At 68.5% G+C, this 26947-nt stretch carries 29 protein-coding genes; 10 read left to right on the forward strand and 19 right to left on the reverse strand.

Translation table 11 applies throughout. The annotated features are described in order from the left end of the window. Window positions 1–59 precede the first annotated feature (59 nt). The 8 genes from flhB to flgB form a co-directional block, all read right to left on the reverse strand. A complete protein-coding gene (flhB, locus tag VHS75_RS04500) occupies window positions 60–1157 on the reverse strand; it encodes a flagellar biosynthesis protein FlhB (protein WP_329637413.1) in 1098 nt (365 codons plus the stop codon). Between the two features lie 21 nt (window positions 1158–1178). Next, window positions 1179–1934, reverse strand: coding sequence for a flagellar biosynthetic protein FliR (fliR, locus tag VHS75_RS04505; protein WP_329637414.1), 756 nt, complete (start codon window positions 1932–1934; stop codon window positions 1179–1181). 13 nt (window positions 1935–1947) lie between these two features. Continuing rightward, window positions 1948–2211 carry a flagellar biosynthesis protein FliQ gene (gene fliQ / locus VHS75_RS04510; protein WP_329637415.1) on the reverse strand — a complete coding sequence of 88 codons (264 nt, stop codon included), beginning with the start codon at window positions 2209–2211 and terminating at the stop codon, window positions 1948–1950. A gap of 95 nt (window positions 2212–2306) precedes the next feature. After that, window positions 2307–3866: an ABC transporter permease/substrate-binding protein gene (locus tag VHS75_RS04515; RefSeq protein WP_329637416.1), complete on the reverse strand. Its 1560-nt coding sequence runs from the start codon at window positions 3864–3866 to the stop codon at window positions 2307–2309. After that, on the reverse strand, window positions 3863–4660 hold the full coding sequence (locus tag VHS75_RS04520) for an ATP-binding cassette domain-containing protein (protein ID WP_329637417.1): 798 nt from the start codon (window positions 4658–4660) through the stop codon (window positions 3863–3865). Before VHS75_RS04520 ends, VHS75_RS04515 begins: the two co-directional genes overlap by 4 nt. A gap of 77 nt (window positions 4661–4737) precedes the next feature. Further along, window positions 4738–5052, reverse strand: a complete 315-nt coding sequence (locus tag VHS75_RS04525; protein WP_329637418.1) for a flagellar hook-basal body complex protein FliE — start codon at window positions 5050–5052, stop codon at window positions 4738–4740. Between the two features lie 14 nt (window positions 5053–5066). Next, a complete protein-coding gene (gene flgC, locus VHS75_RS04530) occupies window positions 5067–5489 on the reverse strand; it encodes a flagellar basal body rod protein FlgC (protein WP_329637419.1) in 423 nt (140 codons plus the stop codon). 21 nt (window positions 5490–5510) lie between these two features. Continuing rightward, window positions 5511–5942, reverse strand: a complete 432-nt coding sequence (gene flgB, locus VHS75_RS04535) for a flagellar basal body rod protein FlgB (RefSeq protein ID WP_329637420.1) — start codon at window positions 5940–5942, stop codon at window positions 5511–5513. A gap of 94 nt (window positions 5943–6036) precedes the next feature. Between flgB and VHS75_RS04540 the strand changes: the two genes are divergently transcribed. The 3 genes from VHS75_RS04540 to VHS75_RS04550 are packed head-to-tail and all read left to right on the forward strand — an operon-like array spanning window position 6037 to window position 7883. Next, window positions 6037–6309, forward strand: coding sequence for a flagellar biosynthetic protein FliO (locus VHS75_RS04540; protein ID WP_329637421.1), 273 nt, complete (start codon window positions 6037–6039; stop codon window positions 6307–6309). Beyond that, window positions 6306–7103: a flagellar type III secretion system pore protein FliP gene (fliP, locus tag VHS75_RS04545; RefSeq protein WP_329637448.1), complete on the forward strand. Its 798-nt coding sequence runs from the start codon at window positions 6306–6308 to the stop codon at window positions 7101–7103. Before VHS75_RS04540 ends, fliP begins: the two co-directional genes overlap by 4 nt. Window positions 7104–7109: 6 nt before the next feature. Beyond that, on the forward strand, window positions 7110–7883 hold the full coding sequence (locus tag VHS75_RS04550; protein ID WP_329637422.1) for a retropepsin-like aspartic protease family protein: 774 nt from the start codon (window positions 7110–7112) through the stop codon (window positions 7881–7883). 3 nt (window positions 7884–7886) lie between these two features. Here VHS75_RS04550 and VHS75_RS04555 read toward each other — a convergent pair whose 3' ends face one another. The 6 genes from VHS75_RS04555 to VHS75_RS04580 all read right to left on the reverse strand — a co-directional run bounded on the left by VHS75_RS04555 (window position 7887) and on the right by VHS75_RS04580 (window position 16594). After that, complete coding sequence (locus tag VHS75_RS04555) at window positions 7887–9851, reverse strand: redoxin domain-containing protein (RefSeq protein ID WP_329637423.1); 1965 nt, start codon at window positions 9849–9851, stop codon at window positions 7887–7889. A gap of 558 nt (window positions 9852–10409) precedes the next feature. Further along, on the reverse strand, window positions 10410–13325 hold the full coding sequence (locus VHS75_RS04560; protein WP_329637424.1) for an endoglucanase: 2916 nt from the start codon (window positions 13323–13325) through the stop codon (window positions 10410–10412). Window positions 13326–13328: 3 nt separating this feature from the next. Next, the gene (locus VHS75_RS04565) at window positions 13329–14324 is read right to left on the reverse strand and encodes a MotE family protein (RefSeq protein WP_329637449.1); all 996 of its coding nucleotides are present in this window, start codon (window positions 14322–14324) and stop codon (window positions 13329–13331) included. 5 nt (window positions 14325–14329) lie between these two features. Further along, a complete protein-coding gene (locus VHS75_RS04570) occupies window positions 14330–14878 on the reverse strand; it encodes a DUF6468 domain-containing protein (RefSeq protein ID WP_329637425.1) in 549 nt (182 codons plus the stop codon). Then, on the reverse strand, window positions 14875–15957 hold the full coding sequence (gene fliM, locus VHS75_RS04575; protein ID WP_329637426.1) for a flagellar motor switch protein FliM: 1083 nt from the start codon (window positions 15955–15957) through the stop codon (window positions 14875–14877). The genes VHS75_RS04570 and fliM overlap by 4 nt, the downstream gene beginning before the upstream one ends. 43 nt (window positions 15958–16000) lie before the next feature. Further along, window positions 16001–16594 (reverse strand): flagellar basal body-associated FliL family protein, encoded by a 594-nt coding sequence (locus VHS75_RS04580; protein ID WP_329637427.1) that lies wholly within the window; start codon window positions 16592–16594, stop codon window positions 16001–16003. A 220-nt stretch (window positions 16595–16814) separates the two neighbouring features. Between VHS75_RS04580 and flgF the strand changes: the two genes are divergently transcribed. The 6 genes from flgF to VHS75_RS04610 all read left to right on the forward strand — a co-directional run bounded on the left by flgF (window position 16815) and on the right by VHS75_RS04610 (window position 21539). Beyond that, window positions 16815–17555 (forward strand): flagellar basal-body rod protein FlgF, encoded by a 741-nt coding sequence (gene flgF / locus VHS75_RS04585; RefSeq protein WP_329637428.1) that lies wholly within the window; start codon window positions 16815–16817, stop codon window positions 17553–17555. A gap of 14 nt (window positions 17556–17569) precedes the next feature. Continuing rightward, complete coding sequence (gene flgG / locus VHS75_RS04590; protein WP_329637429.1) at window positions 17570–18358, forward strand: flagellar basal-body rod protein FlgG; 789 nt, start codon at window positions 17570–17572, stop codon at window positions 18356–18358. Between the two features lie 3 nt (window positions 18359–18361). Next, window positions 18362–19111 (forward strand): flagellar basal body P-ring formation chaperone FlgA, encoded by a 750-nt coding sequence (gene flgA, locus VHS75_RS04595; protein ID WP_329637430.1) that lies wholly within the window; start codon window positions 18362–18364, stop codon window positions 19109–19111. A 15-nt stretch (window positions 19112–19126) separates the two neighbouring features. Next, window positions 19127–19861, forward strand: coding sequence for a flagellar basal body L-ring protein FlgH (gene flgH / locus VHS75_RS04600; protein WP_329637431.1), 735 nt, complete (start codon window positions 19127–19129; stop codon window positions 19859–19861). Between the two features lie 18 nt (window positions 19862–19879). Then, window positions 19880–20341 (forward strand): hypothetical protein, encoded by a 462-nt coding sequence (locus VHS75_RS04605; RefSeq protein WP_329637432.1) that lies wholly within the window; start codon window positions 19880–19882, stop codon window positions 20339–20341. A gap of 67 nt (window positions 20342–20408) precedes the next feature. After that, window positions 20409–21539 (forward strand): alpha/beta hydrolase, encoded by a 1131-nt coding sequence (locus tag VHS75_RS04610; protein WP_329637433.1) that lies wholly within the window; start codon window positions 20409–20411, stop codon window positions 21537–21539. Here VHS75_RS04610 and dxs read toward each other — a convergent pair. From dxs to VHS75_RS04635, 5 genes are all read right to left on the reverse strand, one after another. Beyond that, complete coding sequence (gene dxs / locus VHS75_RS04615) at window positions 21536–23449, reverse strand: 1-deoxy-D-xylulose-5-phosphate synthase (RefSeq protein WP_329637434.1); 1914 nt, start codon at window positions 23447–23449, stop codon at window positions 21536–21538. The two genes, VHS75_RS04610 and dxs, sit on opposite strands and share 4 nt — an antisense overlap. 25 nt (window positions 23450–23474) lie before the next feature. Then, complete coding sequence (locus VHS75_RS04620) at window positions 23475–24374, reverse strand: farnesyl diphosphate synthase (RefSeq protein ID WP_329637435.1); 900 nt, start codon at window positions 24372–24374, stop codon at window positions 23475–23477. Beyond that, window positions 24374–24616, reverse strand: a complete 243-nt coding sequence (locus tag VHS75_RS04625) for an exodeoxyribonuclease VII small subunit (RefSeq protein WP_293369339.1) — start codon at window positions 24614–24616, stop codon at window positions 24374–24376. The genes VHS75_RS04620 and VHS75_RS04625 overlap by 1 nt, the downstream gene beginning before the upstream one ends. 9 nt (window positions 24617–24625) lie before the next feature. Beyond that, on the reverse strand, window positions 24626–25195 hold the full coding sequence (locus tag VHS75_RS04630) for a histidine phosphatase family protein (protein ID WP_329637436.1): 570 nt from the start codon (window positions 25193–25195) through the stop codon (window positions 24626–24628). Window positions 25196–25313: 118 nt separating this feature from the next. Then, a complete protein-coding gene (locus VHS75_RS04635; RefSeq protein ID WP_329637437.1) occupies window positions 25314–26237 on the reverse strand; it encodes a histone deacetylase family protein in 924 nt (307 codons plus the stop codon). A 32-nt stretch (window positions 26238–26269) separates the two neighbouring features. Here VHS75_RS04635 and VHS75_RS04640 point away from each other — a divergent pair, with 32 nt between their 5' ends. Then, window positions 26270–26842, forward strand: coding sequence for a GNAT family N-acetyltransferase (locus VHS75_RS04640; protein ID WP_329637438.1), 573 nt, complete (start codon window positions 26270–26272; stop codon window positions 26840–26842). The last annotated feature ends 105 nt before the right edge of the window (window positions 26843–26947 follow it).

Raw genomic sequence — 26947 nt, forward strand, 5'->3', positions numbered from 1 at the left:
CCTTGGACGATTTCGCTCAGCGAATCGGTCACGTGCATTCTCTCACAGGCAGGGTCGCGTTACAGGCCGCCGGCGCGCAGCGACCTGGCGGCCGCCTTGCGTCCGGCGCTGAGGATGAAGCCGATGATCTTGGCGACCGCCTCATAGTGCGCCGGCGGGATGATCTCGTCGATGTCCACGGCGGCGTAGAGGGCGCGCGCCAGCGGCGGGTCCTCGATGATCGGCACGCCGGCGGCTTCGGCGATCTCGCGAATCTTGAGGGCGAGACTGTCCACGCCCTTGGCGACGCACAGCGGCGCGGGCGCCTCGTTGGTGTCGTACTTCAGCGCCACGGCGTAGTGGGTCGGGTTCATCACCACGACGGTGGCGCCCGGCACCGCAGCCATCATGCGGCGCTTGGCGCGCGTGTTGCGCAGCTGCTTCTGCTTGGCCTTGATGTGGGGATCGCCTTCGGACTGCTTGAAGTCCTCCTTCAGCTCCTCCTTGGTCATCCGCATGCGGGCCATGAACCGCTGGCGCTGCCAGAACCAGTCGGCGCCGGCGACCAGCGTCAGAAAGGTCGCCACCGCGAACACCAGCCTACGCAGGATGTCGGCGGAGAAGCTCAGCACGACCACCGGGTCCATGCTGACCAGGCCCTCCAGCTCATTGAGGTGCGGGTTGAGCACCCACCAGGCCAGGAGGCCGGTCAGGCTCACCTTCAGCAGCGACTTCAGGAACTGGACGAAGCCGTCGATGCCGAAGATCCGCTTGAAGCCGGCGGCCGGCGAGACCTTCTTGAAATCCATGGACAGCCGCTCGGGGCTGAACATCAGGCCGGTCTGGATGACATTGCCGAACACCCCGGCCGCGCAGGCCGTCAGGATCACCGCGCCGATCACCGGCGCCGCGGCCATCACCGCCGCGCGCATGATCTGCACCCCGCCGCCGCCCGCAAAGCTCATGGAGTCCGGCGACGCCAGGAACGGGGTGAGCGCGGTCATCAGATTGCGCGAGAGATAGCCGCCGCCCAGCGCAACCACCGTGGCCGCGCCGGCCAGGGAGGCCATGGACGCCAGGTCCTGGGTCTTGACCACCTCGCCGCGTTCGCGGGCCTGCTGGAGTTTGCGCGGTGTCGCCTCTTCTGTGCGTGAGGCCGCGTCGTTGGTGTCGCTCATGGGTGCTCACTCATGGGCGGGCTAGCCGAACATCGCGACGAGGTCGCGGTAGTGGTCGATCCACACCACGCCGATCAGGCCGAGGCTGAGGGCGAAGATCGACAGGCCCAGCAGCACCATCAGCGGCGAGGCCACGAAGAAGATTTGGAATTGCGGCATCACCCGACCGACCAGGCCGATCGCGACGTTGAAGATCAGCGAGAAGGCGACCACCGGCGCAGCCAGCTGCAGCCCGAGCGCGAAGGAGCTTGAGACCGTCTGGATCGCCAGGGTGTTGGCGTCGGCTAAGGGCATGCCTCGGGTGAACGGGAAGATCGTGTAGGAGCGCACGATCGCCGACAGAAACATGTGGTGCAGGTTGGTGCTCATGATCAGCACCAGGCCCAGCAAGCCCAGGAAGGTGCCGAGCGTCGTGGACGGCGCGGCCTGGGTCGGGTTGGCGGTCTGCGCGAAGCCGAGGGTGGTCTGGATCGAGACGATCTCGCCGGCTGCGGCCAGCGAGGACATGAACATCCGCAGGATCGTGCCGATCATCAGGCCGATGGCGGTTTCCTTGATCACCGCCAGGCTGATGCCGCTGATGTCGCCCGGGATCGGCGGGATGGCTGAGGCCAACACCGGGAACAGCACCAGGGCCAGCAGCAGGGCCAGCGACAGGCGGATGCGCACCGGCACGAAGGTCTCGCCGAAGCCCGGGATCAGCATCAGGATCGGACCCAGGCGTGCGAAGATCAGGCCGGCGGCGAAGACCTGTTGGGCCGGGGCGTAATGTTCCATCGCCCGCCGGCCTCTAGAGGCTGGCGATGCGGGCGGCGATGTGGCGCATGAAGCCGTTCATCAAGGAACCCATCAGCGGCAAGAAGATCAGCAGCGACACGAAGATCGCGACGATCTTCGGCGCATAGACCAGCGTGGCTTCCTGGATCTGCGTCAGAGCCTGCAACAGGCCGATGCCGACACCCACGATCAGGCCGACGATCAGGCAGGGCGCGCAAAGCTGGATGGCCAGCCAGATGGCGTCGCGCCCGACGTCCAGAACCTCGGCGCCGCTCATAAGGACCTCTTGGAAGCTGGAAGACTTGGGAAAGCTTGACGAATTCGCGCGCTCAGCGAACTCCGCCACCATGGTCCGGCATGGTTAATGAAAGCCTACGGACTGGGCAGAATCTGCCGGCTGAGCGCCTTGGCGGCCTCGGCTGGCGAGGCCTTTCCCTGGTCTCGGTCGACGCTGTAGTTGGCCGCCTGCATGGCCCCCACCGAGATCTTGCCGATCAGCGGCTGCAGGGCCTCAAGCAGGCGCTTGTCGTGCGCCCGCTTGGGCGAGATCAGCACCACCGCGTCGTAGGGCGGGATCGCGCCCTTCGGATCGGTCAGGATCACCAGATGGTCGGCAGCGATGCGGCCATCGGACGAGAACGCGCTGATCACGTCGGCCTCCCCACCGCTGAGTGCACGGTACATGAAGGTCGGCTGATACGACCGCTTGGTCTTGAACTTCAGGTCGTAGGCGCTCTCCACCGCCTTCCACTCCGGCCGCGACAGGAACTCCAGGTCCGAGCCCAGGGTCAGCTTGGGCGCCTCGCGGGCCAGGTCGGCGATGGAGGTCACAGCGAGCGCCTTGGCCCGGTCCGAGCGCATGACGAAGGCGTAGGCGTTCTCGAACCCCAGCGAGCCCAGGACGGTGACCCCGTCGCGCGTCTTGAGCTCCGCGGTGAGCACCTTCAGCACTTCGGCGCGGCCGGGATTGTCCTTGCGGTTCAGCACATTGGTCCAGAGCGTTCCTGAATAGTCGACATAGGCGTCGATCTCCCCGGCGGCGAGCGCGCGATAGGCGACCGCCGAGCCCAGGTCCTCCTTGCGGCTGACCTGCGCGCCCGAGGCCTCCAGCCGCGAGGCCATCAGTTCGGCCAGGATGTACTGCTCGGAGAAATTCTTGGCGCCGACCGTATAGGCCTGGGTGCGGTTCAGCCCGGCCGCCAAGGGCGCGACCGCGGCGGCGACGCCGATCAGCAGGCCGGCAGCCCCGATCAGCATCAGGCGCAGGCTGCGTTTGCGGGTCCCCGCCTCGATCAGCCCCAGCAGCTGGTCGGCGACCAGCGCCAGGACCGCCGAGGCCGCGCAGCCGAACAGCACGAAGACCCAGTTCTCGGTCTGCAGGCCGGCGAAGATGTAATTGCCGAGGCTGGTCTGGCCGACCGGCGTCGAAAGCGTGGCGGCCCCGATGGTCCAGACCGCGGCGGTGCGCACCCCGGCCATGATCACGGGCGCGGCCAGAGGCAGCTCGACTTGTAAAAGGCGCTGGCGCGCGGTCATGCCGACCCCGTCGGCCGCCTCCTTGATCGCCGCGTCGACGCCCAGGATGCCCGCGGCCCCGTTCCGCAGGATCGGCAGCATGGAATAGAGCGTCAGCGCTAGCAGGGAAGGCAGGAAGCCGAGGGCCGAGAAGCCCTTGCCGATCACGGCCTGACTGAGCGCCGAAAGCGCCAGCAGCAGTGGAAAGAACAAGGCCAGCAGCGCCAGGCTTGGGATGGTCTGGATCAGGCTTGCGCCCGCCAGCACCGGCCAGCGCAGCCGCGCGCTGCGGCTGGCGGCGATCGCCAGCGGCAGGCTGATGAGCACGCCCAGCAGCAGGGCGCTGAAGCTCAGCAGCACGTGCCAGCCAAGATATTCCGGCAGCAGCGCGAAGGCCTGCGAGAGCCGCGGGCTCATGTCGCCCCGTCCGCGGGCGTGTTCGGCGCGGCCGCCAGCTTGGCGCGCAGTCGCTCGGCCTGGCGGCGCGGCGCCTCCAGCAGGTCACGGACCCCGGCGTCCTTGGCGTGGGCCAGCAGCTCGCCCGGCGTCCCGTCGGCGACGATGGCCCCGTCGCGCATCACCACGATGCGGTCCGCCAGCAGCACAGCCTCCGCCATGTCATGGGTGACCATCACCGTGGTCAGGCCCAGCCGGTCGTGCAGGCCGCGGTAGTCGGTCCCCAGCGCGTCGCGGGTCAACGGATCGAGTGCGCCGAACGGTTCGTCCATCAGCATCAGCTTCGGCTCAGCGGCGAGCGCGCGGGCGACGCCCACCCGCTGGCGCTGGCCGCCGGAGAGCGCGGCGGGCGCGCGCGATCCCACCTCCAGCGGCAGGTCGACGAGGCCCAGGAGGTTCGCCACCCGCCCGTCGATCCGCTTGTTGTCCCAGCCCAAGAGCTTGGGGGTAATGGCGATGTTCTCGGCCACCGACAGGTGAGGAAAAAGGCCGATCTCCTGGAAAACATACCCGATCTTGCGACGCAGGAGGTGCGGCTCGGCGCTGGTCACATCAACGCCCAGCACCCGGACGGCTCCCGCGTCGGGCGTCACCAGCCGATTGATGGTCTTTAAGAGAGTAGTCTTGCCGGAGCCGGAGCCGCCGACCAAGGCGGTGAACACGCCCGCCTCGATGGAAAGGTCGACGCCGGCCAGGGCCGCGTGGCCGCCGTAGCGTTTCTCAACCCCCGAAAGCTCGATGACCGGCCCCGCCATGGCCAAGGCCTAGCACGTAATGTGAAGTTCGAAGAACGCTTGGATCCCCGCCTTCGCGGGGATGAGTCGCTACGCGCTCAAATCGGCATCCGCATGATTTCCTGGTAGGCGCTGATCACCTGGTCGCGGATCGCCATCACCGTCGACAGGCTCTGGCTGGCGTCGGAGACGGCCGTCACCACGTCGATCAACTGGGCCTTGCCCTGCGCCTGCAGGGTCATCTGGTTCTCGGCGGTCTTAGTCGCCTTCATGGTGTCGGCCATGGCCGACTTCAGGATGTCGCCAAAGCCGCCGCCGGCCGAGGCGGCGCCCGGTCCCACGGATGCGGGATCGACGGTCATCGCCTTCTGGACGGCGCCGTAGGCCTTGGCGGCGGCGAGAGCGGTCATCATCGGTCAGCCCTCCCCTATGGCTTCAGGAGGTCGAGCGTGCGCGTCGCCATGGCGCGCGACGTCTCGATGACGTTGAGGTTGGCTTCGTAGGCCCGCTGCGCGTCGCGCATGTCCATCGCCTCGATCAGCGGGTCGACGTTGGGGGTCTTCACATAGCCGGTGGCGTCGGCCGAAGGATTGGACGGGTCGAAGGCCGAGTTGAACGGCGACTTGTCGGGCACCGCGCGGGCCATCTTTACGCCGGTGCCGCCGCCGGGCGTCGCGATCGCCTGGAACACGGGCGCCTGCCGGCGATAGGGATCGCCGCCGGCGGTCTTGGAGGTGGAATTGGCGTTGGCCAGGTTCTCCGCGATGATCCGCATCCGCGCCTGTTGGGCGCGCAGCGCGGAGACCGCGATCGACTGGGTGGCGTTCGGCGTCATCGAATCGTTGGCCATGTCGCGTCCCTATCCTTCGACTCAGCTGCCGGGTTTCTTGATGGCGAGCTTCAGGAAGCCGGTCGCCTGCTGGTAGATGCCGACCGCCGCGTCATATTCCATCCGGGTGTCGGTGAGCTTGACCATCTCGTCCTCGAGCACCACGCCGTTGCCGTCGATCGTCTCTTCCGAGTCCGGGGACTTTGCGGTCTTGACGATGGCGCCGGCCGGGCCGGTCCGAGCGTTCGGGGCCTGAATGTGGCCTGGCTGGGTGACGGCCATGACGCCGGCCGGCGCCACGGCGGCGGGGCTAGTCGCGGCCTGCACGTGGGCCTGGAAGCTGAAGGGCTTGAGATCGCGGGCGGTGTAGCCTGGAGTATCCGCGTTGGCGACGTTTTCGGCGATGATCCGCTGGCGGTCGGAGAGGTACCCCAACCGGTTCTTCAGCATCGAAAGGATGGGAACGTCGGTCATATCCATGGTCGGCATGGTGAAGAAACAGGGTTAACCCCGACTTAAGGGACTCAGCGGTTTCCTGGCGGCTAATTTCCGAAAGCCGCAGAAGCGCATGGTCACCGAATTCGTCAGAGCCGTTTTCGCCCTCGTCCTCACCCTGGGGCTGATCGGCCTGGGCGCGGTGGCGCTGCGCCGCTATGGGCCCGGCGCCTTCTCCCGCTTCGCCCGCCCCAAGGCCGAGCGCCGGCTGGCGGTGATCGAGAGCCTGGTGCTCGACCCGGCGCGGCGCCTGGTCATCGTCGCGGTCGACGGGCGCGAGCAACTCATCCTGCTGGGCGAGGGCCGGCTGGTCTCGGCGATCGATGCGCGCAAAGGGAAGGCCTGATGATCGAGCTCTTCAAGGCCATCAAGACCCTGCCGGCCGAGGACTGGCGGCGCGCCGCGATCCTCGCGGCCCTGACCACCCTGGCCAGCCTCGCCTTCCCCGCCGCGGCCATCGCCCAGGCGGTGAACATCAACCTCGGCACCGGCGGAGGCCTGACCGAACGGGTGGTGCAGCTCATCGGGCTGATGACGGTGCTGTCGCTGGCGCCGTCGATCGTGATCATGACCACCGCTTTCGTGCGGATCGTAGTGGTGCTGTCCCTGCTGCGCACGGCGCTTGGCCTGCAGCAGAGCCCGCCCAACTCGGTGATCATCTCGCTGGCGCTGTTCCTCACCGCCATCGTCATGGGCCCGACCCTCCAGAAGTCCTACGACGACGGCATCAAGCCCTTGATGAACCAGCAGATGGAGCTGCCCGCCGCCTTCGACGCCTCGGCCGCGCCGGTGAAGGCCTTCATGCTGCAGCAGGTCGACCAGGGCGACCTGGCGCTCTTCATCAAGCTGTCGCGGATCCCCAAGCCGGCCAACGCGCTGGCGACGCCGATCCAGGTGGTGACGCCGGCCTTCATGATCTCGGAGCTGAAGCGGGCCTTCGAGATCGGCTTCCTGCTCTTCGTGCCCTTCCTGGTCATCGATCTGGTGGTGGCGAGCGTGCTGATGAGCATGGGGATGATGATGCTGCCCCCGGTGGTCGTCAGCCTGCCGTTCAAGCTGATCTTCTTCGTCCTGGTGGACGGTTGGCGACTGGTGGCCGGAAGCCTCGTGCAGAGCTTCCACACCGTCCCGGGCGCTTAAGCCGCCATGTCCCATGATCCGGGGCCGTGGCGGCAGGACCCGCCGGAGCCGCCGCCGCGTCCGCCGCCCAGCCGCCTGCCCATCATGCTGGCGGTCGCCGTGGCCGTGGGCGTCCTCATCTGGGTCCTGGCCCGCGCCTTTCCGGAAGACCTCCGGACCGGCGACGACTGGGCGTGGGTCGCGCAAGCCGCGCTGGTGGTGCTGATCGTCGGCACGGGCGTCTTCCGGCTGAGCCGCGGCCGGTGGAGCGAGCATCTGCGCCACGCCGCCGTCTGGCTAGCGATCATCGCGGTCCTGGCAGTGGGTTATGCCTATCGCGGCGAACTTCAGGGCGTGGCGCAACGAGTGCAAGGCGCCTTCGGCCCCGGCGAGCCGATCGCCACCGCCGCCCACGAGCTGGTGATCAATCAGGACGATCAGGGCGGCTATATCGTCGTCGGCCAGGTGAACGGTCAGCGCGTGCGCTTCCTGGTCGACACCGGCTCCAGCGACACGGTGCTGGCGCCGGCGGACGCCGGGCGGATCGGCGTCGATCTCGCATCGCTGCATTTCGACCGCACGGCGGAGACCGCCAACGGCCTGGGCTACGGCGCGCCCTTCACCGCCGACAGCCTGACGGTCGGTCCGATCCGGCTCAGCAATCTGCCGATGGTGATCAACCAGGCGCCGATGAGCGCCTCGCTCCTGGGCATGACCTTCCTGAGCCGCCTGGACTCCTTCGAGTTCCGCGGCCGCAAGCTCATCCTCAAATGGAGCGACGCCAAGGCGCCGCCCCTCTGAGCGTTAGACGTCGGGCGTGTCGCCCTTCTGACGGGCCATCCGGCGGCTGGGCAGAATCTTGGCCAGTTCCTCGGCGGTGAGCTTGCCGCGGTGGGTGACGTCAGCCGCGTCGAACTTGGCCTGCAGGTAGGCCAGCGGCCCCTTCAGCTCGTTCTTCTCGATGAAGCCGTCGAGGTTCGAATCCAGCGAACCCATCATCTGCGAGGCGAACAGCTTGGCCTGCAGGTCGTTGCGCACGTGGGTCGTGGTCTCGTCCGCCCAGCGGTAGTTGACCCGGAAGTACATCATCTCGTCCGGGGTCTGCTCGCCCCAGGTGACGTTGCGCTTCGGATCCGGGTTGGCCGGGTTGTGCACCGAGTTGTCGTAGACCCAGGTGGCGACCAGCTTGGTGCCGGCCTTCACGTGGATCGGTGTCACCGGATCGTAGTCGCGCTGCCAGTTGAAGTCGTACTTCGGCAGGCTGAGCAGCATCTGCTCCTTGCCGTCCGGCAGGACCTCCTTCAGCTCCACGTGGTAGCCGCGGTAGTGGGAGTGCGGATAGAGCGTGTAGAGGTAGGCGTCGGCCGGGAAGGTCAGGTAGGCGACCTCCTGGTGACGCGCCTCGCCCGCCGGAATGTAGAGGGCGAAGGTCGAGATCACCGTCGAGCGCTTGATGTACTCCGGCGTGGTCTTCAGCGTGTAGAAGCCGACCTGGGTCTTATCGACCGTCTCCTTGCCCATGGTCGTGTAGTGCATCTGGAAGTGCAGCTTGCCGCCCGCCGGCACCGGCGCGCCGGAGCCATCGGCCATGACCTGCGGCTGGGCGCCCGGGGTGTATGAGCCAACGGAGCCGCCCGGGATCGCCGCGGGCGGCTGGTTCGGGTCGGGGATGTGGTTGGAGACCACGTGGTGCAGCACGCGCCGGTCGCCGGGCTTCATGGCGATCGCCTTCAGCCAGGTGTTCTCCTTGAAGGGATTGTCGACCACCTGGTTCTGGTACTCGACCAGGCCGGAGGCCGGGACCTTGAAGGTGGGCAGGTCGACGATGACGTCGGGCTTGCCGAGTTCCGGCGGCCATTCCGGCGCGGTCTTGCTGGCGTTGGCCAGCAACGGGTCGGGCCCGTCGCCGCGCGGCGCGCCGGCTTCGATCCAGTGGACCAGGGTCTTGGTCTGGTCGGCGGTCAGGCCCTGGTCGTTCTTGAACACGCCGATATGCGGGTCCGCGAAATAGGGCGGCATGCGCCGGGTGCGGATCGTTTCGCGGATCATCGGCGAGAAGCCCTTGATCACCGCATAGCTGTTCATGGCGAAGGGGCCGATGCCGCCGTTCACGTGGCAGGAGACGCACTTCTCCTGCAGGATCGGGGCGACGGTCTTCGAGTAGGAGATGTCGGCGAACTCCGCCGCGTGGGCCTTTTCCGGGAAGGCCACCGGCTTGCCGACCGTGTCGGAGACCCGGGTGACGGCGGGCGCGGCGCCGGCCAGCAAGGCGTCCACCGCCGCGCCGGCGTGGGCGTCCATCGGGCCGCGATAGGCCACGGTCCAGGTCTTGGGATTGATCACGAAGACTTCGCCTTCGCGCTGCACGCCCAGCTGTTCGCCGACCAGCTGCTGCTCGTCGATCAGGATCGGGACGGTCAGCCCCTGCTTGGCGGCCTCGGCGGCGACCGAGTCGCGGCTGTCGGCGAGGTTGGAGTCCAGGGCCCAGACCACGACGCCCTTGTCCTTGTAGGCGGCGTTCAGCTTCTCCAGCGCCGCCGACGCCTCCTTGGAGACCGCCGTGCCGTTCGACCGGGTCATCACCACGATCGCCGGCGAATAGCCGAAGTAATGGAGATGCTGCGCCAGACGCGTCTGGTCGGTCAGCTGGAAGTCGTCGACGTGTTGCGGCGTCGCGTTCGGCGTGTCCGCCGCGAGGCCGACGGGCGCGGCGAAGGCGGCGATGCTCAGGCCCGCAATCGCAGCGGTGGCCAATAGTGCGCGTTTCATGGCGTCAGCTCCCAGCTTTGCGTCGTCCGGATATCACTGTTTCCCTGCACGAATGTTGCAGCGGCGGCGAAGCGGCGAGTCCGCCCAGGCCATCAAGTGCATCCAGATCGACGAAAAAATTTCAATTTGTTGATATTTATAGGGTTTTTAAAATTCGATCGTCGCGCCTCAGCTGGCGAACCGGACGAGGCACAGCGACAATTCTGAGCGCATCTGACTGGAACGTCAAAAGGTCTCTGCCTGCGGTGGCGTCTGCGGGGCGCTTCTGTCCTTGGGGGCCTTTAGGCATTAGGCTCACGTCCATATCGACGGATGAAGAGATAGACTGCCACGGCTACAGCCAATGTGATCGGCACGGCCAACGCGAGCGCCTGATGGCTAGACCACATCCAGCCGCCGCATATGAAAACGGCGATGATCGCCACGCCGGGCGCCATCTGAGGGGTTGGCCAATTCATCCCGCCACCATAGCCGCGACCTGGCTCAGGCGGAATGCTTGTCAACGGCGGCAGATTTCAAACTGAGACACCACCCTGCCTGCCGCTACGGCAAGTCAGGCTAGCCCTTGGCGGTCCCCGTCGCGGCCTGGGCCTGTTTGGCCGGCGCGGGTTTCGCGGGCGCGGCCGGCGCGGCGGCGGCCTTGGTGGGGCCGGTGGGCGCGGGCCGGGTCTTGAAGCGGTCCTTCATCTTGGCGACCCAGCCGGTGAAGGCCTCGTTGTCGGCGCTGACCCGGCCGAAGTCGGCGACGCTCAGACGGTTGGTGGAGACGCCGGTGAGCGCGATGCGCAGGGCCTCCGGATTGTGGGCGGCGTCGAAGAAGCCCTTGTACTGGCCGGAAAGGCGGGTGAGCGCCGCGTCGTCGCCGGCCAGGCTGTAGGCCACCCCGGCGCGTAGTAGCTTGCCCTCGTCATCGGCCGACAGCGCGGTCGGATCCTTCCAGCGGGCCCCGAGCGCCTTCTCGAACTGCGGACCGGCCTTGGCCCAGTCCTTCTGCTTCCAGGTGATCTCGGCGCGGAGGTCCTGGCCCTCCTTGGTGGTGTCCTTCTCGATGATCTCGAGCGCGGTGTCGTACTTGCCGACGCCCATCCAGGCGCGGGACTCCACCAGCCGGCGCTCGGCGTTCAGCGCAGCGGGCAGCACCGTGGTGCGCGAGGAATTGATCGCCTGGATCGCCTGCTCGGGCTTCTTGTCCATCAGGTAGATGACCGCCAGATCGGTGGCGACCTGGGCCTTGGGCACGCCGTCGAGGCGGTTGTCGGCCTGGTACTTCAGAAGCTCGGCGGCCTGGTCCAGCAGGTCCACGTCGACCAGCCGGCGGACCAGCTTGCGAACCATCAGGTCGCCGTCGGCGCCGATCGGCGTCAGCTCCTTGAAGTCATAGAACAGGGCCAGCGCCTGCACCGGCTCCAGCCCGTCGGCGCTGCCGTTGAGGAAGAGCCCGCGGAACGCGGCGTTGAGGTCGGACGACAGCTGCAGCGCCTCGGGCAGGTCCGGCAGGCGGGTGCCGGCCGAGCGCAACGCCTCCAGCGCCTCGCGGTAGCGGCCCTGGCTCAGATAGAGCTGGCCCAGCGCGCGGATGGTCTCCAGCTCGGTGGCGTCGCCGCGCCAGCGGTAGCGCAGGCCGTCGAACACCTGGGCGGCCTGGACGGGCGTGGCCTTGCCCATCTCCAGCTTGATCTGGGTGGCGCGCAGCAGGGCCGGCGAGGACAGCGATTCCCGCGGCGCGCCGGCGATGGCGGTATACATCCGCAGCGCCCGGTCCTTGTGGCCCTGCTGCTCGATGATCCGCGCCTGCACGAGGCGGGTGGCCAGCTCTTCATAGACGTCGGTCTTGTCGGCCAGGGCCAGGTGGATGCGGGCGTCGGCGCTCAGCAGATCGCCCTGCGCCAGGGCCGCCTGGGCGTCGGCCCGGGCGAAGCGGGCGCGCCAGGTCGGCGGGAACATGTTGTAGGCCTCGGCGCCCTTCACGAACTGGGCGCGGGCCTCGGGCCATTGGGCCAATTTGCTGGCGATGTAGGACTTCCAGAGCGCGCTCGAGCGGTCCTCGGCCAGGACCGGCGCAGAGAAGTCCGCGTCCGCCTCCTTGTAGCGGCGAGCCATTACCCGGGCGACGCCGCGCAGGCCGCGGAACTCCGGATTATCCATCAGCTGCGGATTGGCGCGGGCGGTGTCGTTGAGCACGCCGATCGCCTCGAAGGAGAGCTCTGAGCCCACCAGGAAGCGAGCCAGCGCCATGCGCGCGCCCACCGGCGCGGCCTTGTCCTTGTTGGCCGACTCCACGGTGGCGGCGCTCAGCAGGTGCTGATAGCGGTCGAGGAAGCCCTTGGGCCCGGTCCTGCTCCAGTCGGCGTCGATCAGGGCCGGCATGGCGGCCGGCTTGGGCGCGTCCACCGTCAGGCGGGCGTCCTCCTGGGTCGCGAAGCTGGGCGACAGAGCCAGGCCGACCTTGCGGCCGATGCGGACGATGTCGCCGTCGCGGGCGACCTCCAGGTCGTCGATATGGCTCTCGATGGCCAAGCCCTGGATCGAGGGCAGGACCGCCATCTGCACATAGTCGCGGCGGCTGGGCAGGCCCTTGGCGGGGCCAAGCGCGGTGACCACGTCGAGCGTGTCACCAGCCTGCGGGTCGGCCATCTGGACGATCTTGGTGGCGCCGGCCACGGCCGCCTTCAGCGTCGCGGGGCCCTCGGCCTCATCGCGGGAAAGGCGCACGACGCTGGGCGAGCCCTCATCGCCGGGGCCAAGCGCGATGGTCCAGGTGTTGCCGATGGAGGTGGCGAAGACTGGCACGCCATGGGCCGCCTCGATGCGCACGGCCGAATAGTCGCCGCCCTTCATGGAGGAGATCGCGCTGTACTGGACCAGGCCCTTAGGCGAATGACCGACGTCGATCACCGCCGGCGCGTCGAACACCACCCAGATCGCGTCGCCCCGGCGGAACACCGCCGCGCCGGCCGGATTGGCCCAGGTGAAGCCGAACTGAACCTGGGCGTTGTTGACGCTGGCGGCCATGTGGACCACGCCGCCGGCCGGGACCGGGTTGGGGCGCTGAGGCTCGGGGATCGCGGCCTTGGCTGCGGCAAGTTCGGCGGCGGTCGGCGGCGCCTTCTGGAAGACGTTGACGAAGGTCGCCCCGTCAGCGGAACCCACCTTGTAATCGGCGTCGTCGGTCAGGGTGATCGACAGCTGCAGATGGCCGCCGATATGCTTCTTCTCGGCGGTCTTGATCCATTTGGGCGGGGCGGTGTGCAGCCGCGCGATATCCGGGTCGGCGTCCCGCGGGAAGGTGAAGACCAGGACCTGGCCGTCCTTCTTCACCTTGGCGTCGGGGGCCCCGCGGAATTCCACGCGGGAGAAGCCGTCGGACTGGGCGACACGCACATCAATAGACGACGTCGCCGCGCCGGCGGGCGCGACGACGCTGGCGACGGCGATGGCCGCCACACCTGCGCGCAGGGTCTGGCGCAGGTTCATTCGCTATCCGGCTTTCGCCGGAGGCGGCGCGGCGGGTTCGGCGGCGGCGGGCTTGTCCGCCGGTTTGTCGGCGGCGGCCGTGGCGTCGTCGGGCGCCTTCTTGCGCGGGGGAGCCTTCTTGGCGGCGCGGACGGGCTTGGCCTTGGCGGGCGCGGCCTTGGCCGGATCGTCGGCGGCGGCGGTCTTGCTGGCCACCGCGTCGGCCTGGGCCTGGGCGTTCTGGGCCAGGGTCTGGGCGGCGGCGAAGCGGTGGGCCAGGGACTCGGTGAGCTTCTTGGCGTCCTGCGGCGGCATCTGGCCGACGATGGCGGAGAGCGAACGCTCCTTCATCTTCGCCGCGATCGGCAGGCGCACGCCGTCTTCCAGGATCGCCATGCGCGCGGCGGCGTCCTTGGGCTTCATGCCTTCGTAGACCTTCACCAGCCGGTCGACCTCGGCCTGCTCGCGGCCGTCGGCCTGGGTCAGCAGGCCCTGGATGTCGGACTTCAGCGCGGTCAGCACCTTGGCCTTGGCGTCGAGCTTGGCTTCGGCGGCGGCCAGGAGCGCGAGCTGGGTGGACAGGTCGGCTTCGCGCTGGTCGAGCTGGCCGCGGCGAGCGCCCAGGTTCTGCAGCACCTGCAGTTCGGCCGGCGAGAGACCGGCTTCCTTGGCCAGTTCCGCCGCTGTGGGCGCGCAGACGCCCTTGGGCTGGATGGTCGGCGGCGGCAGGCCGGCAGTGGCCGCGGCGTCCGTAGCTGAGCCGGTGGGAGCGACAGCGCCGCCCGGGATGGCGGGCGCGGCCGGAACGGCCGCAGGCGCTGCGGCGGCCGGGTCAGCGGCCTTGGCGTCGGCGGGTTTCTTGGCGGCGGACTTCTTGACCGGCTTGGTCGGGGCGGCGGCGTCCTCGGCCCAGGCGCGGGCGCCGGAGAGCATCCCCGGCAGATCACGCGCGCCGGCCAGGGCGTTGATCGCCAGAACGCCGCCAAGCGCGATGCCGACCAGCGGCAGGATGCGGGGCATGGACTTCACCGGCGGGCTCCACGGACGTCGTCAAGAGTGAGGGGTTCGTCGTCGAAGAGGTCGTCCTCGGCGAGGCGGCGGGCGCGGGCGATCTGGCGCTCGAGCACGGAACGTTCGCTGGCTGTCGCGCGGTCGGGCGTGGCGGCGCGCAGGGGCGGCATCGTCCGCTCCGGACGCATCTCGCGTGCGGCGGCCAGCAGGGCGCCGAGGCGGCGTTCGGCCACCGGATCGTCGGGCGTCGCGGCCGGCGCCGGTGCGGCGCGTTGCGGAACATTGGCGTGTTCGACCAAGCGCTCGAGCTTGATGGCCAGACTGCGGCCTTTGTCGATGCGGTCGGCCAGCAGGTCGACAGCCTCGTCGGTGGCGGCGCGCAGGTCGGCCAGGCCCTGTTCGGCGCGCGCGGCGGCGGCGTTCAGGTCGGTGACAGCAGCGGCGAAGCCGTCATGGCTGTCGCGCAGGGCCTTCAGGCGGCGGTTCAGGCGCCAGCCCATCATCAGCGCGGCCAGCAAAAGCATGGCGAGCAGCGCGTTCATGGCCAGACCGATCAAGCTCATGATGTCCTCGTCACGGCTTGCCGCGCGTGGGGCGACAGAGGCGCCTCCACACGGACGGCGATGTGGGCGTTGCGGCGGCCCATGCGGCCGCGGGTGAGCGGGATGACACCGGCGCGGAGCTCGATCAGGCTGTCGGGCGTGGCGTTGAGCATCAGGGTGTCGCCGACCTTCAGGTCGAGCACCTTCTTGAGGCCCATCTGCTGCTCGTCCAGGACGGCGCGGACCTCCATCTGGGTGGTCCACAGCTCGGTGGCCAAGTGGCCTTCCCAGATGTTGTCGCGGCCGAACTTCTCACCCATGAACTGCTGCAGCAGCATCTTGCGGATGGGTTCGAGCGTCGCATAGGGCAGCAGCAGCTCGATGCGCCCGCCGCGATCTTCCATGTCGATGCGCAGCTTCACCAGGATGGCGGCGTTGGCCGGGCGCGCGATGGCGGCGAAGCGCGGGTTGGTCTCCAGGCGGTCCAGGGTGAAGGTCACCGGCGTCAAGGGCTCGAACGCCTCGCGGGCGTCGGCCAGCACGACCTCGACCATCCGCTGCACCAACACGCGCTCGATGGTGGTGTAGGGCCGGCCTTCGATGCGCATGGCCGCGGTGCCGCGACGGCCGCCCAGCAGCACGTCGACGATCGAATAGATCAGGTTGGAGTCGACCGTCAGCAGGCCGTAGTTGTTCAGCTCCTCGGCGCGGAACACCGACAGGATCGCCGGCAGCGGGATCGAGTTCAGGTAGTCGCCGAAACGGATCGACGAGATGTTGTCGAGGCTGACTTCCACGTTGTCGGAGGTGAAGTTCCGCAAGGAGGTGGTCATCAACCGGACAAGCCGGTCAAAGACGATCTCCAGCATCGGCAGGCGCTCGTAGGAGACCAGGGCCGAGTTGATGATCGCGCGGATTCCGGTCCGCTCGCCGCCCTCTTCCTCGGACAGGTCGAAGCCCAGCAGGCTGTCGATCTCGTCCTGATTGAGGATGCGTTCGGCCTGACTGTCGCCGTCGTCCCAACCGGGCGCGGCTTCAGCCTGGGCGCCGGCGGCGACGCCTGGAATCTCTTCGGTGTTGTCTTCGGGTTCGTCGGCCATGCGTCACTGTGATCGCTGCGCGGCCCTCCTTGGGGAGGACGCGCTAGTTGATCAGCATCTCCTCGATCAGGACGGCGTTGGCCTTGTTGGGGGCGATCACCAGGTTCACCCGGCGCAGGATCTCCATGCGCAGCTGGTAGGAGCCCTGGGACCCGGAAAGATCCTCGGGGCGCAGCTCGCGCAGGAAGGTCTGGAACATGTCCTGGAGCCTGGGCATGTTCGGCTCCAGCTCGTCGACCGTGGCCTGGTCGGGCAGTTCGAGGGTCAGCTTCAGCTTCAGGAAGGTCGGCCGGCCATCAGCCGTCTGCATGTTCACGACGACATCGGGGATCGTGTAGAACAGCACGCCGTCAGGGCCCTCGCGGACCACGGCCGCGTTCTTGTCGTCCTTCTTGCCCTTGTCGTCTTTCTTCTTGGCCGCGGGCTTCTTCTTGCCGTCCTTGCCGGCCGCCGCCTCAGGCTTCGGCTTCATCAGGAAAAAGGCGCCTGCGCCGCCGCCGCCCAGCACCACGAGCGCAGCGGCGCCCGCGATGAGCATGAGCTTCATCGGCAGCTTCTTTTTGGGCTTCGCGCCCTCAGCTTCTTCGCCTTCGGCGGCTTCCCCTTCGGGAGCCTCCTTGACCTTGTCTTCGGCCACGCGCGCGTTCCTTAGAACCTTACACGCTCACTCTTGTGGCCAAGTTGGTTAACGCGCGGTTTTTAACGGACGTTAATGAGTGACAAGCCTGCCCGGCATTTTCCGCCGCCGGGCGCCCGTTAACTTTCTTATTTGTTGATTTTGTTCGGGTTTCAAACTGGCCCGAAGCTTGCAGCTGGTCTGGGCGAAAGTGTCGCGTCCAAAACGCTGCAAGGAATCCATGGACAACGCCCTCTACGTCGGACTGTCGAACCAGATGGTGCTCAAGCGCCAGATGGACATCGTCGCCAACAACATCGCCAACGCCGACACCACCGGCTTCAAGTTCGAATCCCTGATGACCAAGGAGGTCCCGGGCGCGCCCGCCTTCACGCTCGGCGGACCGCGGCCTGTGAAGTTCGTGGGCGCCGACGGCGTGGCCCGCGACTTCGGTCAGGGCACGCTGAAGAACACCGGCGCGGCGCTGGACGTGGGCATCGAGGGCCAGGGCTTCCTGAAGGTCACCACCAAGAACGGCGACCGCTTCACCCGCGACGGCCACCTGCGCACCGACGCCAACGGCCTGATCACCACCCAGGCCGGCGACCCGGTCGCCGATGACGGCGGCGGCACGATCACCATCGACCCGCAGAAGCCCGGTGAGATCACCATCTCGCCTGACGGCATCGTCAGCCAGGGCAAGGAGCAGGTCGGCAAGATCGGCGTCTACAAGTTCGACAGCCTGTCGGCGCTCGAGAAGACCGGCGACAACTACTACCAGAACTCATCGAACCAGACCCCGACGGCCGCCGACACCGCCAAGCTGCGCCAGGGGATGCTGGAAAGCTCCAACGTCAACCCGATCCTGCAGATCACCAAGATGATCCAGGTCAGCCGGGCCTACGAACAAGTCTCCCAGATGATGTCCGCCGAATCCGATCTGTCGCGCAACTCCGTCGCGCGGCTCGGCAAGGCGAATTAGTGAGGATCTGAGCCATGCAAGCTCTACGCACCGCCGCGACCGGGATGGCCGCGCAGCAGATGAACGTCGAGGTCATCTCGAACAACATCGCGAACATGAACACCGTCGGCTACAAGAAGCAGCGGGCCGAGTTCCAGGACCTGCTCTACCAGACGGTCGAGCAGGCGGGCGCCCAGTCGTCCAGTCAGGGCACCATCGTCCCGACGGGCGTGCAGATCGGCGCCGGCGTGAAGACCGGCTCGGTCTACCGGATCGGCACGCAAGGCGCGCTGACCCAGACCGGCAACCAGTACGACCTGGCGATCAACGGCCGCGGCTTCTTCCAGGTGCTGACGCCGAGCGGCGACACCGCCTACACGCGGGCCGGCAACTTCTCGGTCAATGACCAGGGCCAGCTCGTCACCCAGGACGGCTATCTGGTGCAACCGGCGATCTCCATCCCGCAGACCGCCACCGCCGTCACCGTCTCGGCCGCCGGCCAGGTGCAGGTGACCGTGCCCGGCACGCCCGCTCCCACCACGGTGGGCCAGATCGAACTGGCCAGCTTCATGAACGAGGGTGGCCTCTCCGCCCAGGGCGGCAATCTCTACCTGGAAACCGGCGCGTCCGGCCCGCCGGTCACGGGCGTCCCCGGCGTGCAGGGCCTGGGCACCCTGACCCAGGGCTACACGGAAGCCTCCAACGTCGATCCGGTGACCGAGATCACCTCCCTGATCGTCGCCCAGCGCGCTTACGAGATGAACTCCAAGGTCATCTCCACCGCCGACAACATGCTGGGCGTCACCAACCAGATGAAGTCCTAAGGCATGCGCCTCGCTCTCACCCTCTTAGCGGCCCTGGCGTTGGCCGGCCCGGCGCTCGCCGGCCACGCCGTCAGCCTGAAGGCCGACACCGCCAGCGGCGACACGACCGTCACCCTGGGCGACCTCTTCGATGGCGCCGGCCCCGCCGGCCGCGTCGCGGTCGCCGAACGCACCGGCCAGACCGTGGTGCTGGACGCCGCCGCCGTACAGGCCGCGGCCCGCCGCGCCGGCCTCGACTGGGACAATCCCGACGGCCTACGCAAGATCGTGGTGCGCGCCGGCCTTACCGGCGGCTCCGGCGCGGGCCCGACCGGCGCCGCACGCGGTAATGTCGAGGTGCTGACCTACACCCGCAGCCTGAACGCCGGCGAGATCGTGCAGCCGACCGACCTCACCTGGATCAAGGTCGCCGCCGTTCCCGCCGACAGCCCCTCCGACGCCGAGGCCGTGATCGGCCAGGCGGCCAAGCGGCCGTTGCGCGCCGGCGCTGTGGTGCTGGCCCGCGACGTGGGCGCCGCCACCGTCATCAAGCAGGGCGACCTGGTCACCGTCACCTACGAGGCCGACGGCATCCTGCTGTCCCTGGAAGGCAAGGCGATGGGAACCGCCGGCGTCGGCGAGGCCCTGGCCGTGCTCAACACCCAATCCAAGAAGACTGTCCAGACGATGGTGACCGGACCCGGCCAGGCCGTGGTCGGCCCCGCCGCCCAGGACATCAAGACCGCCCGCTCGCTCCGCTACGCCGCCCGTTAAGAGGAAGACCGCTTCATGCGCACCCGTTTCGCCATCGCCGCCGCCCTGCTCGTGCTCGGGCCGCTGGGCGCCTGCTCCACCATCAAGGAGGCCGTGAAGGGCCCCGAGCTCGCCCCGGTGGGCTACCCCGCCGCGCTGGCGCCCCTGGATCAGAAGATCATCGCCCAGGCCAACGCCCCGGCGCCGGCCACCGCCAACTCGCTGTGGCGCACGGGCGCCAGGACCTTCTTCAATGACCAGCGCGCCGGCAAGGTCGGCGACATCCTGACCGTGCTGATCAACATCAACGACTCCGCCAAGACCACCAATGAGACCACGGCCGGCCGGACCTCCACCAACAACCTGGGCATCCCGAACCTGCTGGGCCTGGAGTCGACTCTCGGGAAGATCCTGCCGAGCGGCTTCAATCCGGCCAGCGCGGTCAGCACCAACGCCAAGACCACCAGCGACGGCGTCGGCGCCGTCAACCGCCAGGAGCAGATCAGCCTGACGATCGCTGCGGTCGTCTCGTCCGTGTTGCCCAACGGCAATCTGGTGATCCAGGGCACCCAGGAAGTGAAGATGAACACCGAGGTGCGCCAGCTGACTATCGCCGGCATCGTGCGCCCGGAGGATATCTCCTCCAACAACACCATCCTGCACACCCAGATCGCCGAAGCGCGGATCAACTACGGCGGCCGCGGCGACATCAGCCGCGTCCAGAAGACCCCGGCGCTGCAGTCGATCATGGAGAAGTTCTCGCCGTTCTAAGCGGCGCGAACTCCGCGGATGATGCGCCGTTTCGCCATTCTTGCCCTGGCCGCCGCAGCCGCGCTCAGCGGCTGCGCGCTGCCGGCCGACCGGCCACGGATGACCTGGGGCGTCACCGCGACCCGCGAGGAAGGGGCCAAGCTTGTGCTTGGCGTTGCGGCCACCGACGAGGTGCGCCTGATGATGACCTGCCAACCACGCTCCGGCGCGGTGACGGTCACGATCGTGGGGCGGTCGGGCGACGGCGCCGTGGCCGAAATCCACTCCGGCAAGATCTGGAACCGCTACACAGGCGCCGGTCACGCCGACGACGAATTCCCCGGGGCCATGGACATCGACTTCCACCTCGACGCCGCCGACCCGGTGCTCACCCACATCGCCGACACTGGCGAAATCATGGTCATCCTGACCGGCCGGCGGCTGATCTTGCCGAACGCCTTCGCCCCGGCCCACGATTTCCTGGCGATCTGCCGGCGCTAGGCGGTTTGACAGGCTGGGCTACGGGCCTAGTTTCCCCTTCGCCCATCGCGGGCGGGGGGAACGCGAGATGCGCCGACTGACGGCCGTGATCCTGGCGCTGGGGCTTTCGCTGGCCGCGTCGCCGGCGCCCGCCGAGGCGTTGAAGGTGGTGTCCGAAAACCCGCCCATCCAGCCCGGCTACAACCGCTTCGTGCTGCATTCCGACCGCATCGGCCGCGATTTCGCGGTGACGGTGAACACGCCGTCGGCGACCGTCTTCCTACCCGGCCAGAAGCTACCGGCGATCTATGCGCTCGACAGCGGCTACGGCCTGGCCGGGCCACAGGGGATGTTGCTCGGCAACACCGGGGCGATGGAGCCGGCGATCATCGTCAGCGTCGGGTATCTGCCGGGCCAGACCCTGTTCCGCAACACCGACCTGCTGCACAACAAGCTGACCCAGGACGGCGTGACCATCGGCGGCGGCGGCGCGGCCTTCGAGGCCTTCCTGCTGGAGGACCTCAAGCCATTCGTCGAGGCCAAATTCCCCGCCGACCCGGCGCGCTCGGTGCTGTTCGGCCACTCGTTCGGAGGCCTGTTCGCGGCCAACGTCTTCGCCGACAAACCGGACGCCTTCTACGGCTATGTGATCGGCAGCGCCTCGGTCTGGGCCGATCCGCCGGTCGCCGCGCGCGTCGCCGCCGCCATGGCCCACGCCCATGGCCAGCGGGTCTATCTGAGCGTTGGCGAGAAGGAAGGCTGGATGGTCCCGGGCGGCAGCAGCCAGATGACCGACGGCTTCAGCGGGCTGATGGCGGCGATGACATCGAAACCCGGCGTGATCCTGAAGACCCAGCTCTATGCCGGCGAGACTCACCTCTCCTACTATCCACGCCTGGTCACTGACGGCTTCCCTCATGTGCTGCCGCCGGCCATGGCCCTGGGCGCGAGCCAGACCGTGCTGACGCCCGAGGTGCTTGCGCGCTATCTTGGGGTCTACAGCCTACCGGACGGCCGCAAGGTCACCATCACCCGCCAATCCAGGGGCGATCTGGCCGGGCAGGTCAGCGGAATCCCGCAGGTTCCGCTGCAGCAGAACGGCGCCGACCGGTTCTATGCCCCGACCTCGGACCTCAACGTCACGTTCGACAAGAGTGGCCTGACGATGGTGGGCGTCGACGGCGGGACGGTGCGAGCAACGCGGGACAAGACGCCCTAGGCGCGCCAGCCCTTGGCCACGGCGTTGTCCATGCCTAGCGCGGCCAGGGCCGCGCGGACGATGCCCTCAGCGTCGAGGCCGGCCTGGGCGTACATAACTTCGGGCTTGTCCTGGTCCTGGAAGACGTCGGGCAGCACCAGCGGGCGGACCTTCAGGCCGCGGTCCAGCGCGCCGTGTTCGGCCAGCGTCTGCAGGACAAAGGCGCCGAAGCCGCCGACCGCACCCTCTTCCACCGTGATCAGGGCCTCGTGCTCGCGGGCCAGGCGCAGCACCAGCTCGACGTCCAGGGGCTTGGCGAAACGGGCGTCGGCGACGGTAGCGGAGAGGCCGCGGGCGGCCAGCATGTCGGCGGCCTTCAAGGCTTCACCCAGCCGCGTGCCGAACGACAGGATGGCCAGCGCCGTGCCTTCGCGCACGATGCGGCCCTTGCCGATCTCGTAGGGCTCGGCCAGCGCCGGGATCTCGACGCCCGTGCCCTCGCCGCGCGGATAGCGGAAGGCGGACGGGCGGTCGTCGATCTCGACCGCCGTGGCGACGGCGCGGGCCAGCTCGGCCTCGTCCGCCGGGCCCATCAGCACCATGCCGGGAAGTGCGCCCATGAAGCCGATGTCGAAGGAGCCGGCGTGGGTCGGGCCGTCGGCGCCCACCAGGCCCGCGCGGTCCATGGCGAAACGCACCGGCAGGCGCTGGATCGCCACGTCGTGCACCACCTGATCGTAGCCGCGCTGCAGGAAGGTCGAATAGATCGTCGCGAACGGCTTCATCCCGTCGGCGGCCATGCCTGCAGCGAACGTGACCGCGTGCTGCTCGGCGATGCCCACGTCGAAGGTCCGCTCCGGGAAACGCTGCTGGAAGAGGTCGAGGCCGGTGCCCGACGGCATGGCCGCGGTGATCGCCACGATCTTCGGGTCGATCTCGGCGCGCTTGATCAGCTCCTGGGCGAACACCTTGGTGTAGCTGGGCGCGCTCGCCTGGGCCTTGGCCTGCTGGCCGGTGACCACGTCGAACTTGACCACCGCATGCAGCTTGTCGGCCGAGCTTTCGGCGGGCGCATAGCCCTTGCCCTTCTGGGTCACCACGTGGACCAGCACCGGGCGGTCGGTGATCTCGCGGGCGTTCTTCAGCACGTGGACCAGGGCGTCCATGTCGTGGCCGTCGATGGGGCCCACATAGTAGAAGCCCAGCTCCTCGAAGAGGGTGCCGCCGGTGACCATGCCGCGGGCGAATTCCTCGGCCTTGCGGGCGGCCTCCTGCATCGGCCTGGGCAGCACGCGGGCCACCGTCTTGCCGACCTTACGCAGCGACTGATAGCCGCCGCCGGAGACCAGGCGAGCCATGTAGGCGCTCATCCCACCCACCGGCGGGGCGATCGACATGTCGTTGTCGTTGAGGATGACGGTCAGCTGCTGGGTGGTCTCGCAGGCGTTGTTCATCGCCTCATAGGCCATGCCGGCGCTCATCGACCCGTCGCCGATCACCGCCACGACGCGGTTGTCCGCGCCCTTCCGGTCCCGCGCCGCGGCGAAGCCCAGGGCCGCCGAGATCGAGGTCGCCGCGTGCGCCGCGCCGAACGGGTCGTAGGGGCTTTCCGCCCGCTTGGTGAAGCCCGACAGCCCGCCGCCCTGGCGCAGGGTGCGGATGCGATCGCGCCGGCCGGTGAGGATCTTGTGCGGATAGGCCTGGTGGCCGACGTCCCAGATCAGGATGTCCTTGGGCGTGTCGTAGACGTGATGCAGGGCCACCGTCAGCTCGACGACGCCCAGGCCTGCGCCTAGGTGTCCGCCCGTCTGGGAGACCGCGTCGATGGTCTCCGCGCGCAGCTCATCCGCCAGTTGTCTAAGCTCGGCGATCGACAACCCGCGCGTGTCGGCGGGCGATTTGACGGTGTCGAGCAACGGAGTGGTGGGCATGGGCAAAGCGGACCGCGGGCAGGAACTAGTTCCGGCGCTCTAACACGAAATCGACGCTCGCCCGCAGGAATTCGGCCGCGACGCCAAAGGGCTCCAGATGCGATTTCGTCTGCTCGGTCAGCAGGGTCAGCCGCTCGCGCGCCGCGGCGACGCCAAGCAGGGTGACGAAGTTAGCCTTGCCTTTGGCCGCATCCTTGCCCACCGCCTTGCCGAGTGTGGCCGCGTCCCCCTCGGCGTCCAGCAGGTCGTCGACGATCTGGTAAGCCAGGCCTAGGTCGTGGGCGAAGGCCATCATGGCGTGGCGCTCCGAATCCTTGGCCCGCGCCAGCGCCAGCGGCAACTCGAAGGCGCACGCGATCAGGGCGCCGGTTTTCAACCGTTGCATCCGCGCAACGCCGCCCAGGTCGTCGCGGACCCCCAGAATGTCGATCATCTGGCCGCCGGCCATGCCCCTGGCGCCGGAAGCCTGGGCCAGGCGCATGACCAGCTCGGCGCGGATCGATCCGTCGGCATGGGTGTCGGGGTGCGCCAGGATCTCGAAGGCCGCCGTCTGCAGGGCGTCGCCGGCCAGGATCGCGGTGGCCTCGTCATAGGCCTTGTGCAGGCTGGGCCGGCCGCGGCGCATGTCGTCGTCGTCCATGCTGGGCAGGTCGTCGTGGATCAGGCTGTAGGCGTGGATGCATTCCAGCGCGCAGGCCGCGCGCAGGGCTGAACGCTCGGCGACGTCGAACATCTTGCCGGTCTCGATGGCGAAATAGGCCCTCAGGCGCTTGCCCGGCCCGAGCGCCGAATAGCGCATCGCCTCGGTGAGCTGGGCCTCCGGTCCCTCGGCGCGCGGCAAGAGTTCGTCGAGCGCCACCGTCACCAGGTCGGCGGCCGCAGCTACGCGCTGGGCGAGCGGCGCAACTTGGGGACCGGCGGCCATCAGCTGAACTCGGCGGGCTCGACTCCCGGCGCGCCGCCCGCGCCCACGACAATCTTCTCCACGCGCAGGCGCGCGGCCTCGAGCCGCGTCTCGCAGTGGGCCTTCAAGGCCGCGCCGCGTTCGTACATGGCGATAGAGGCTTCCAGCGGCGCCTGGCCGCTCTCCAGCCGCGCCACGATCTGCTCAAGCTCGGCCAGGGCCTGCTCGAAGCTGAGGGTGGCGATGTCGGCAGGTTCGGACATGGCGTCTTCCTAGAACCGCTCGAAGCGCCGCGTCGACCAGTATTTGTAGCCCTCGCGCACGGTCTGGCGCCATCCGAGGCGCCGCAGCGAGCGCGAGATCATCATATTGAAGAAGCCGTGGGCGAGGACGACGACGCTTTGTCCCTCGCGCGCGAGCGCGTCCAGCTTCAGCGCGGCCTGGTCGGCGCGGGCTTCGGCTTCACGGCGCGACTCCTGGCCCTCATGATGGTTGAAGAACCACCACCAGAACCGCGCGAAGAAGCCCCACAGCCGCGGCGACAGGCGGATCCACGACGGCCAGTTGGGCGGCGGCAGGGGCGCTTCGATCAGCAGGTCGTCGCGCGCGAAATCCCGGCCCTGCCCCACCAACTCGGCGCTCTCGACGGCCCGCGGGCGGGTCGACGAGATCAGCAGGTCGCAGCGGCTGACGAAGCCGCTCAAGGCCGCCGGCGGCGTCTGGCCGGGCAGCAGGCCCATGATTTCGTAGCGGCCCCAGAAGTCGCGGTATTCCTTGGCCGACAGTTTCACCTTGCGCGACAGCGCCGGCTCGCCGTGGCGCGCCAGGGTGATAGCGCCCATCGCGGGCGCGTCGGACTTCGGCGCAACGGAAGGCTCACCGGTCAAGGCGTGGGCCAGTCCATCCGAACGGCTGACGTCCAGCCCCTCACCCGTCGGTCCCTTACCCCCAAGAATGGGCCTACCCCTCGGCAAGGGCCCGCACATGCGCTAGCGCCGACGAGCCCAGAGCCTGCAGGTCGTAACCGCCCTCAAGCGAGGACACAACCCGGCCCTTGGCGTGGCGGTTGGCCACGTCGGCGATGGCGCGCGTCGCCCAGGCGAAGTCCTCGGCCTCAAGCGCCTGGCCCCCGCCGCCCAGCGGATCGCGGACGTGGGCGTCGAAGCCGGCGGAGACGATGATCAGGTCCGGCGCGAAGGCGTCGACCCGCGGCATCAGGCTCTCGAAGGCCTTGCGCCATACCTCCCGAGGCGCGCCCTCCGGCGAGACGGCGTTGGCGATGTTGGGCGCCACCGGCTCGTCCGGATGGCCGGTGCCGGGCCACATAGGCCACTGCTGGATCGAGGCGAGGAACAGGCCGTCGCGCCCGTTGAAGGCGGCCTGCGTGCCGTTGCCGTGATGGACGTCGAAATCGACGACCGCGACCTTGCCGAGGCCCGCCGCCTGGGCGGCGCGGGCGGCCACCGCCACGTTGGAGAAGATGCAGAAGCCCATGGGCAGGCCCGGCTCGGCGTGGTGGCCCGGCGGACGCACGGCGCAGAAAGCCCGCTGGGTCTCGCCGGCCGCGACGTCGCGCACGGCGCTGACCACGGCGCCGGCGGCGCGGCGCGCGGCGGCCAGGCTGCCCGCCGACATGAAGGTGTCCTCGTCCAGCTTCAGCCGCCCCTGCCCCGGCCGCGCCGCGAAGATCGCGTCGAGGTAGGCCTGGCCGTGGACCGCCGCCAAGTCAGCGTCGTCGACGAGCGGCGCGTCGCGGGGCGCGAGACCGAGGTCGCTGTCCGCCAGGGCCGCGGTCACCGCCGCCAGCCGCTCGGGCCGCTCAGGGTGGCGGTCGCCCGGACGGTGGTCGAGCATGTCCAGATGGGTGTAGAGCGCGACAGTCATGCCTCATCCTAGCGTAGATTCCACGGTCGCCGATGCCTGAACCTTCGATCCGTCGCGCCGGTCCCGCTGACGCGCAAGCCCTGTCCGACATCGGCGCGGCCACGTTCGTCGAGACCTTCGGCCACCTCTATCCGCCGAACGATCTCAAGGCCTTCCTGGCCGAGGCCTACAACCTTGAACGCACGGTCGCCGACCTGGCCGATCCCGCGAAGGCCTCGTGGATCGTCGAGGCGGACGGCGAAGTGATCGGCTATGCCCTGGCCGGCCCCTGCGGCCTGCCGCATCCGGAGGTGACGCCAGCCTGCGGCGAGTTGAAGCGCATCTATCTGAAAACGGCCTGGCAGAACGGCGGCCTGGGCGCGCGCCTGTTCGCCGAAACCCTGGCTTGGCTGCAGGCTGACGGCCCCCGCGCGGTCTGGCTCGGCGTCTGGTCGGAGAACCACCGGGCCCAGCGGTTCTATGACCGCCAGGGCTTCGCCAAGGTGGGCGAATACGGCTTCGCCGTCGGCGCTACAGTCGACCGCGAATATATTCTTAGGCGAAATGGGGTGAACTTTGCCACCCTGACCGCGAATTCGGCGTCGAACGAACACAATTTCGCCTGATTCACCTAGAGATCCGGTGAAATATTGCCGGGATTTAACCAATCAGCCCTTGGCGTGAAGCTCTGCTTTTGGGATTCTGTCGCCCAAGCCATTTCGGCGGTCAGG

It is taken from the genome of Phenylobacterium sp. (assembly GCF_036264965.1).
Classification (GTDB): domain Bacteria; phylum Pseudomonadota; class Alphaproteobacteria; order Caulobacterales; family Caulobacteraceae; genus Phenylobacterium.

Coding starts and splice junctions, on each gene's coding strand:
- VHS75_RS04620 (WP_329637435.1), bottom strand. CDS start 24,374: ATGGCCGCCGGTCCCCAAGTTGCGCCGCTCGCCCAGCGCGTAGCTGCG.
- VHS75_RS04555 (WP_329637423.1), bottom strand. CDS start 9,851: ATGAAACGCGCACTATTGGCCACCGCTGCGATTGCGGGCCTGAGCATC.
- fliR (WP_329637414.1), bottom strand. CDS start 1,934: ATGGAACATTACGCCCCGGCCCAACAGGTCTTCGCCGCCGGCCTGATC.
- VHS75_RS04515 (WP_329637416.1), bottom strand. CDS start 3,866: ATGAGCCCGCGGCTCTCGCAGGCCTTCGCGCTGCTGCCGGAATATCTT.
- flgF (WP_329637428.1), top strand. CDS start 16,815: ATGGACAACGCCCTCTACGTCGGACTGTCGAACCAGATGGTGCTCAAG.
- VHS75_RS04570 (WP_329637425.1), bottom strand. CDS start 14,878: ATGAGCTTGATCGGTCTGGCCATGAACGCGCTGCTCGCCATGCTTTTG.
- VHS75_RS04625 (WP_293369339.1), bottom strand. CDS start 24,616: ATGTCCGAACCTGCCGACATCGCCACCCTCAGCTTCGAGCAGGCCCTG.
- flhB (WP_329637413.1), bottom strand. CDS start 1,157: ATGAGCGACACCAACGACGCGGCCTCACGCACAGAAGAGGCGACACCG.
- flgG (WP_329637429.1), top strand. CDS start 17,570: ATGCAAGCTCTACGCACCGCCGCGACCGGGATGGCCGCGCAGCAGATG.
- VHS75_RS04520 (WP_329637417.1), bottom strand. CDS start 4,660: ATGGCGGGGCCGGTCATCGAGCTTTCGGGGGTTGAGAAACGCTACGGC.
- fliM (WP_329637426.1), bottom strand. CDS start 15,957: ATGGCCGACGAACCCGAAGACAACACCGAAGAGATTCCAGGCGTCGCC.
- VHS75_RS04560 (WP_329637424.1), bottom strand. CDS start 13,325: ATGAACCTGCGCCAGACCCTGCGCGCAGGTGTGGCGGCCATCGCCGTC.
- VHS75_RS04565 (WP_329637449.1), bottom strand. CDS start 14,324: ATGCCCCGCATCCTGCCGCTGGTCGGCATCGCGCTTGGCGGCGTTCTG.
- VHS75_RS04550 (WP_329637422.1), top strand. CDS start 7,110: ATGTCCCATGATCCGGGGCCGTGGCGGCAGGACCCGCCGGAGCCGCCG.
- VHS75_RS04640 (WP_329637438.1), top strand. CDS start 26,270: ATGCCTGAACCTTCGATCCGTCGCGCCGGTCCCGCTGACGCGCAAGCC.
- VHS75_RS04630 (WP_329637436.1), bottom strand. CDS start 25,195: ATGGGCGCTATCACCCTGGCGCGCCACGGCGAGCCGGCGCTGTCGCGC.
- flgH (WP_329637431.1), top strand. CDS start 19,127: ATGCGCACCCGTTTCGCCATCGCCGCCGCCCTGCTCGTGCTCGGGCCG.
- flgA (WP_329637430.1), top strand. CDS start 18,362: ATGCGCCTCGCTCTCACCCTCTTAGCGGCCCTGGCGTTGGCCGGCCCG.
- VHS75_RS04540 (WP_329637421.1), top strand. CDS start 6,037: ATGGTCACCGAATTCGTCAGAGCCGTTTTCGCCCTCGTCCTCACCCTG.
- VHS75_RS04525 (WP_329637418.1), bottom strand. CDS start 5,052: ATGATGACCGCTCTCGCCGCCGCCAAGGCCTACGGCGCCGTCCAGAAG.
- VHS75_RS04635 (WP_329637437.1), bottom strand. CDS start 26,237: ATGACTGTCGCGCTCTACACCCATCTGGACATGCTCGACCACCGTCCG.
- fliQ (WP_329637415.1), bottom strand. CDS start 2,211: ATGAGCGGCGCCGAGGTTCTGGACGTCGGGCGCGACGCCATCTGGCTG.
- flgC (WP_329637419.1), bottom strand. CDS start 5,489: ATGGCCAACGATTCGATGACGCCGAACGCCACCCAGTCGATCGCGGTC.
- VHS75_RS04605 (WP_329637432.1), top strand. CDS start 19,880: ATGATGCGCCGTTTCGCCATTCTTGCCCTGGCCGCCGCAGCCGCGCTC.
- VHS75_RS04610 (WP_329637433.1), top strand. CDS start 20,409: ATGCGCCGACTGACGGCCGTGATCCTGGCGCTGGGGCTTTCGCTGGCC.
- dxs (WP_329637434.1), bottom strand. CDS start 23,449: ATGCCCACCACTCCGTTGCTCGACACCGTCAAATCGCCCGCCGACACG.
- flgB (WP_329637420.1), bottom strand. CDS start 5,942: ATGACCGACGTTCCCATCCTTTCGATGCTGAAGAACCGGTTGGGGTAC.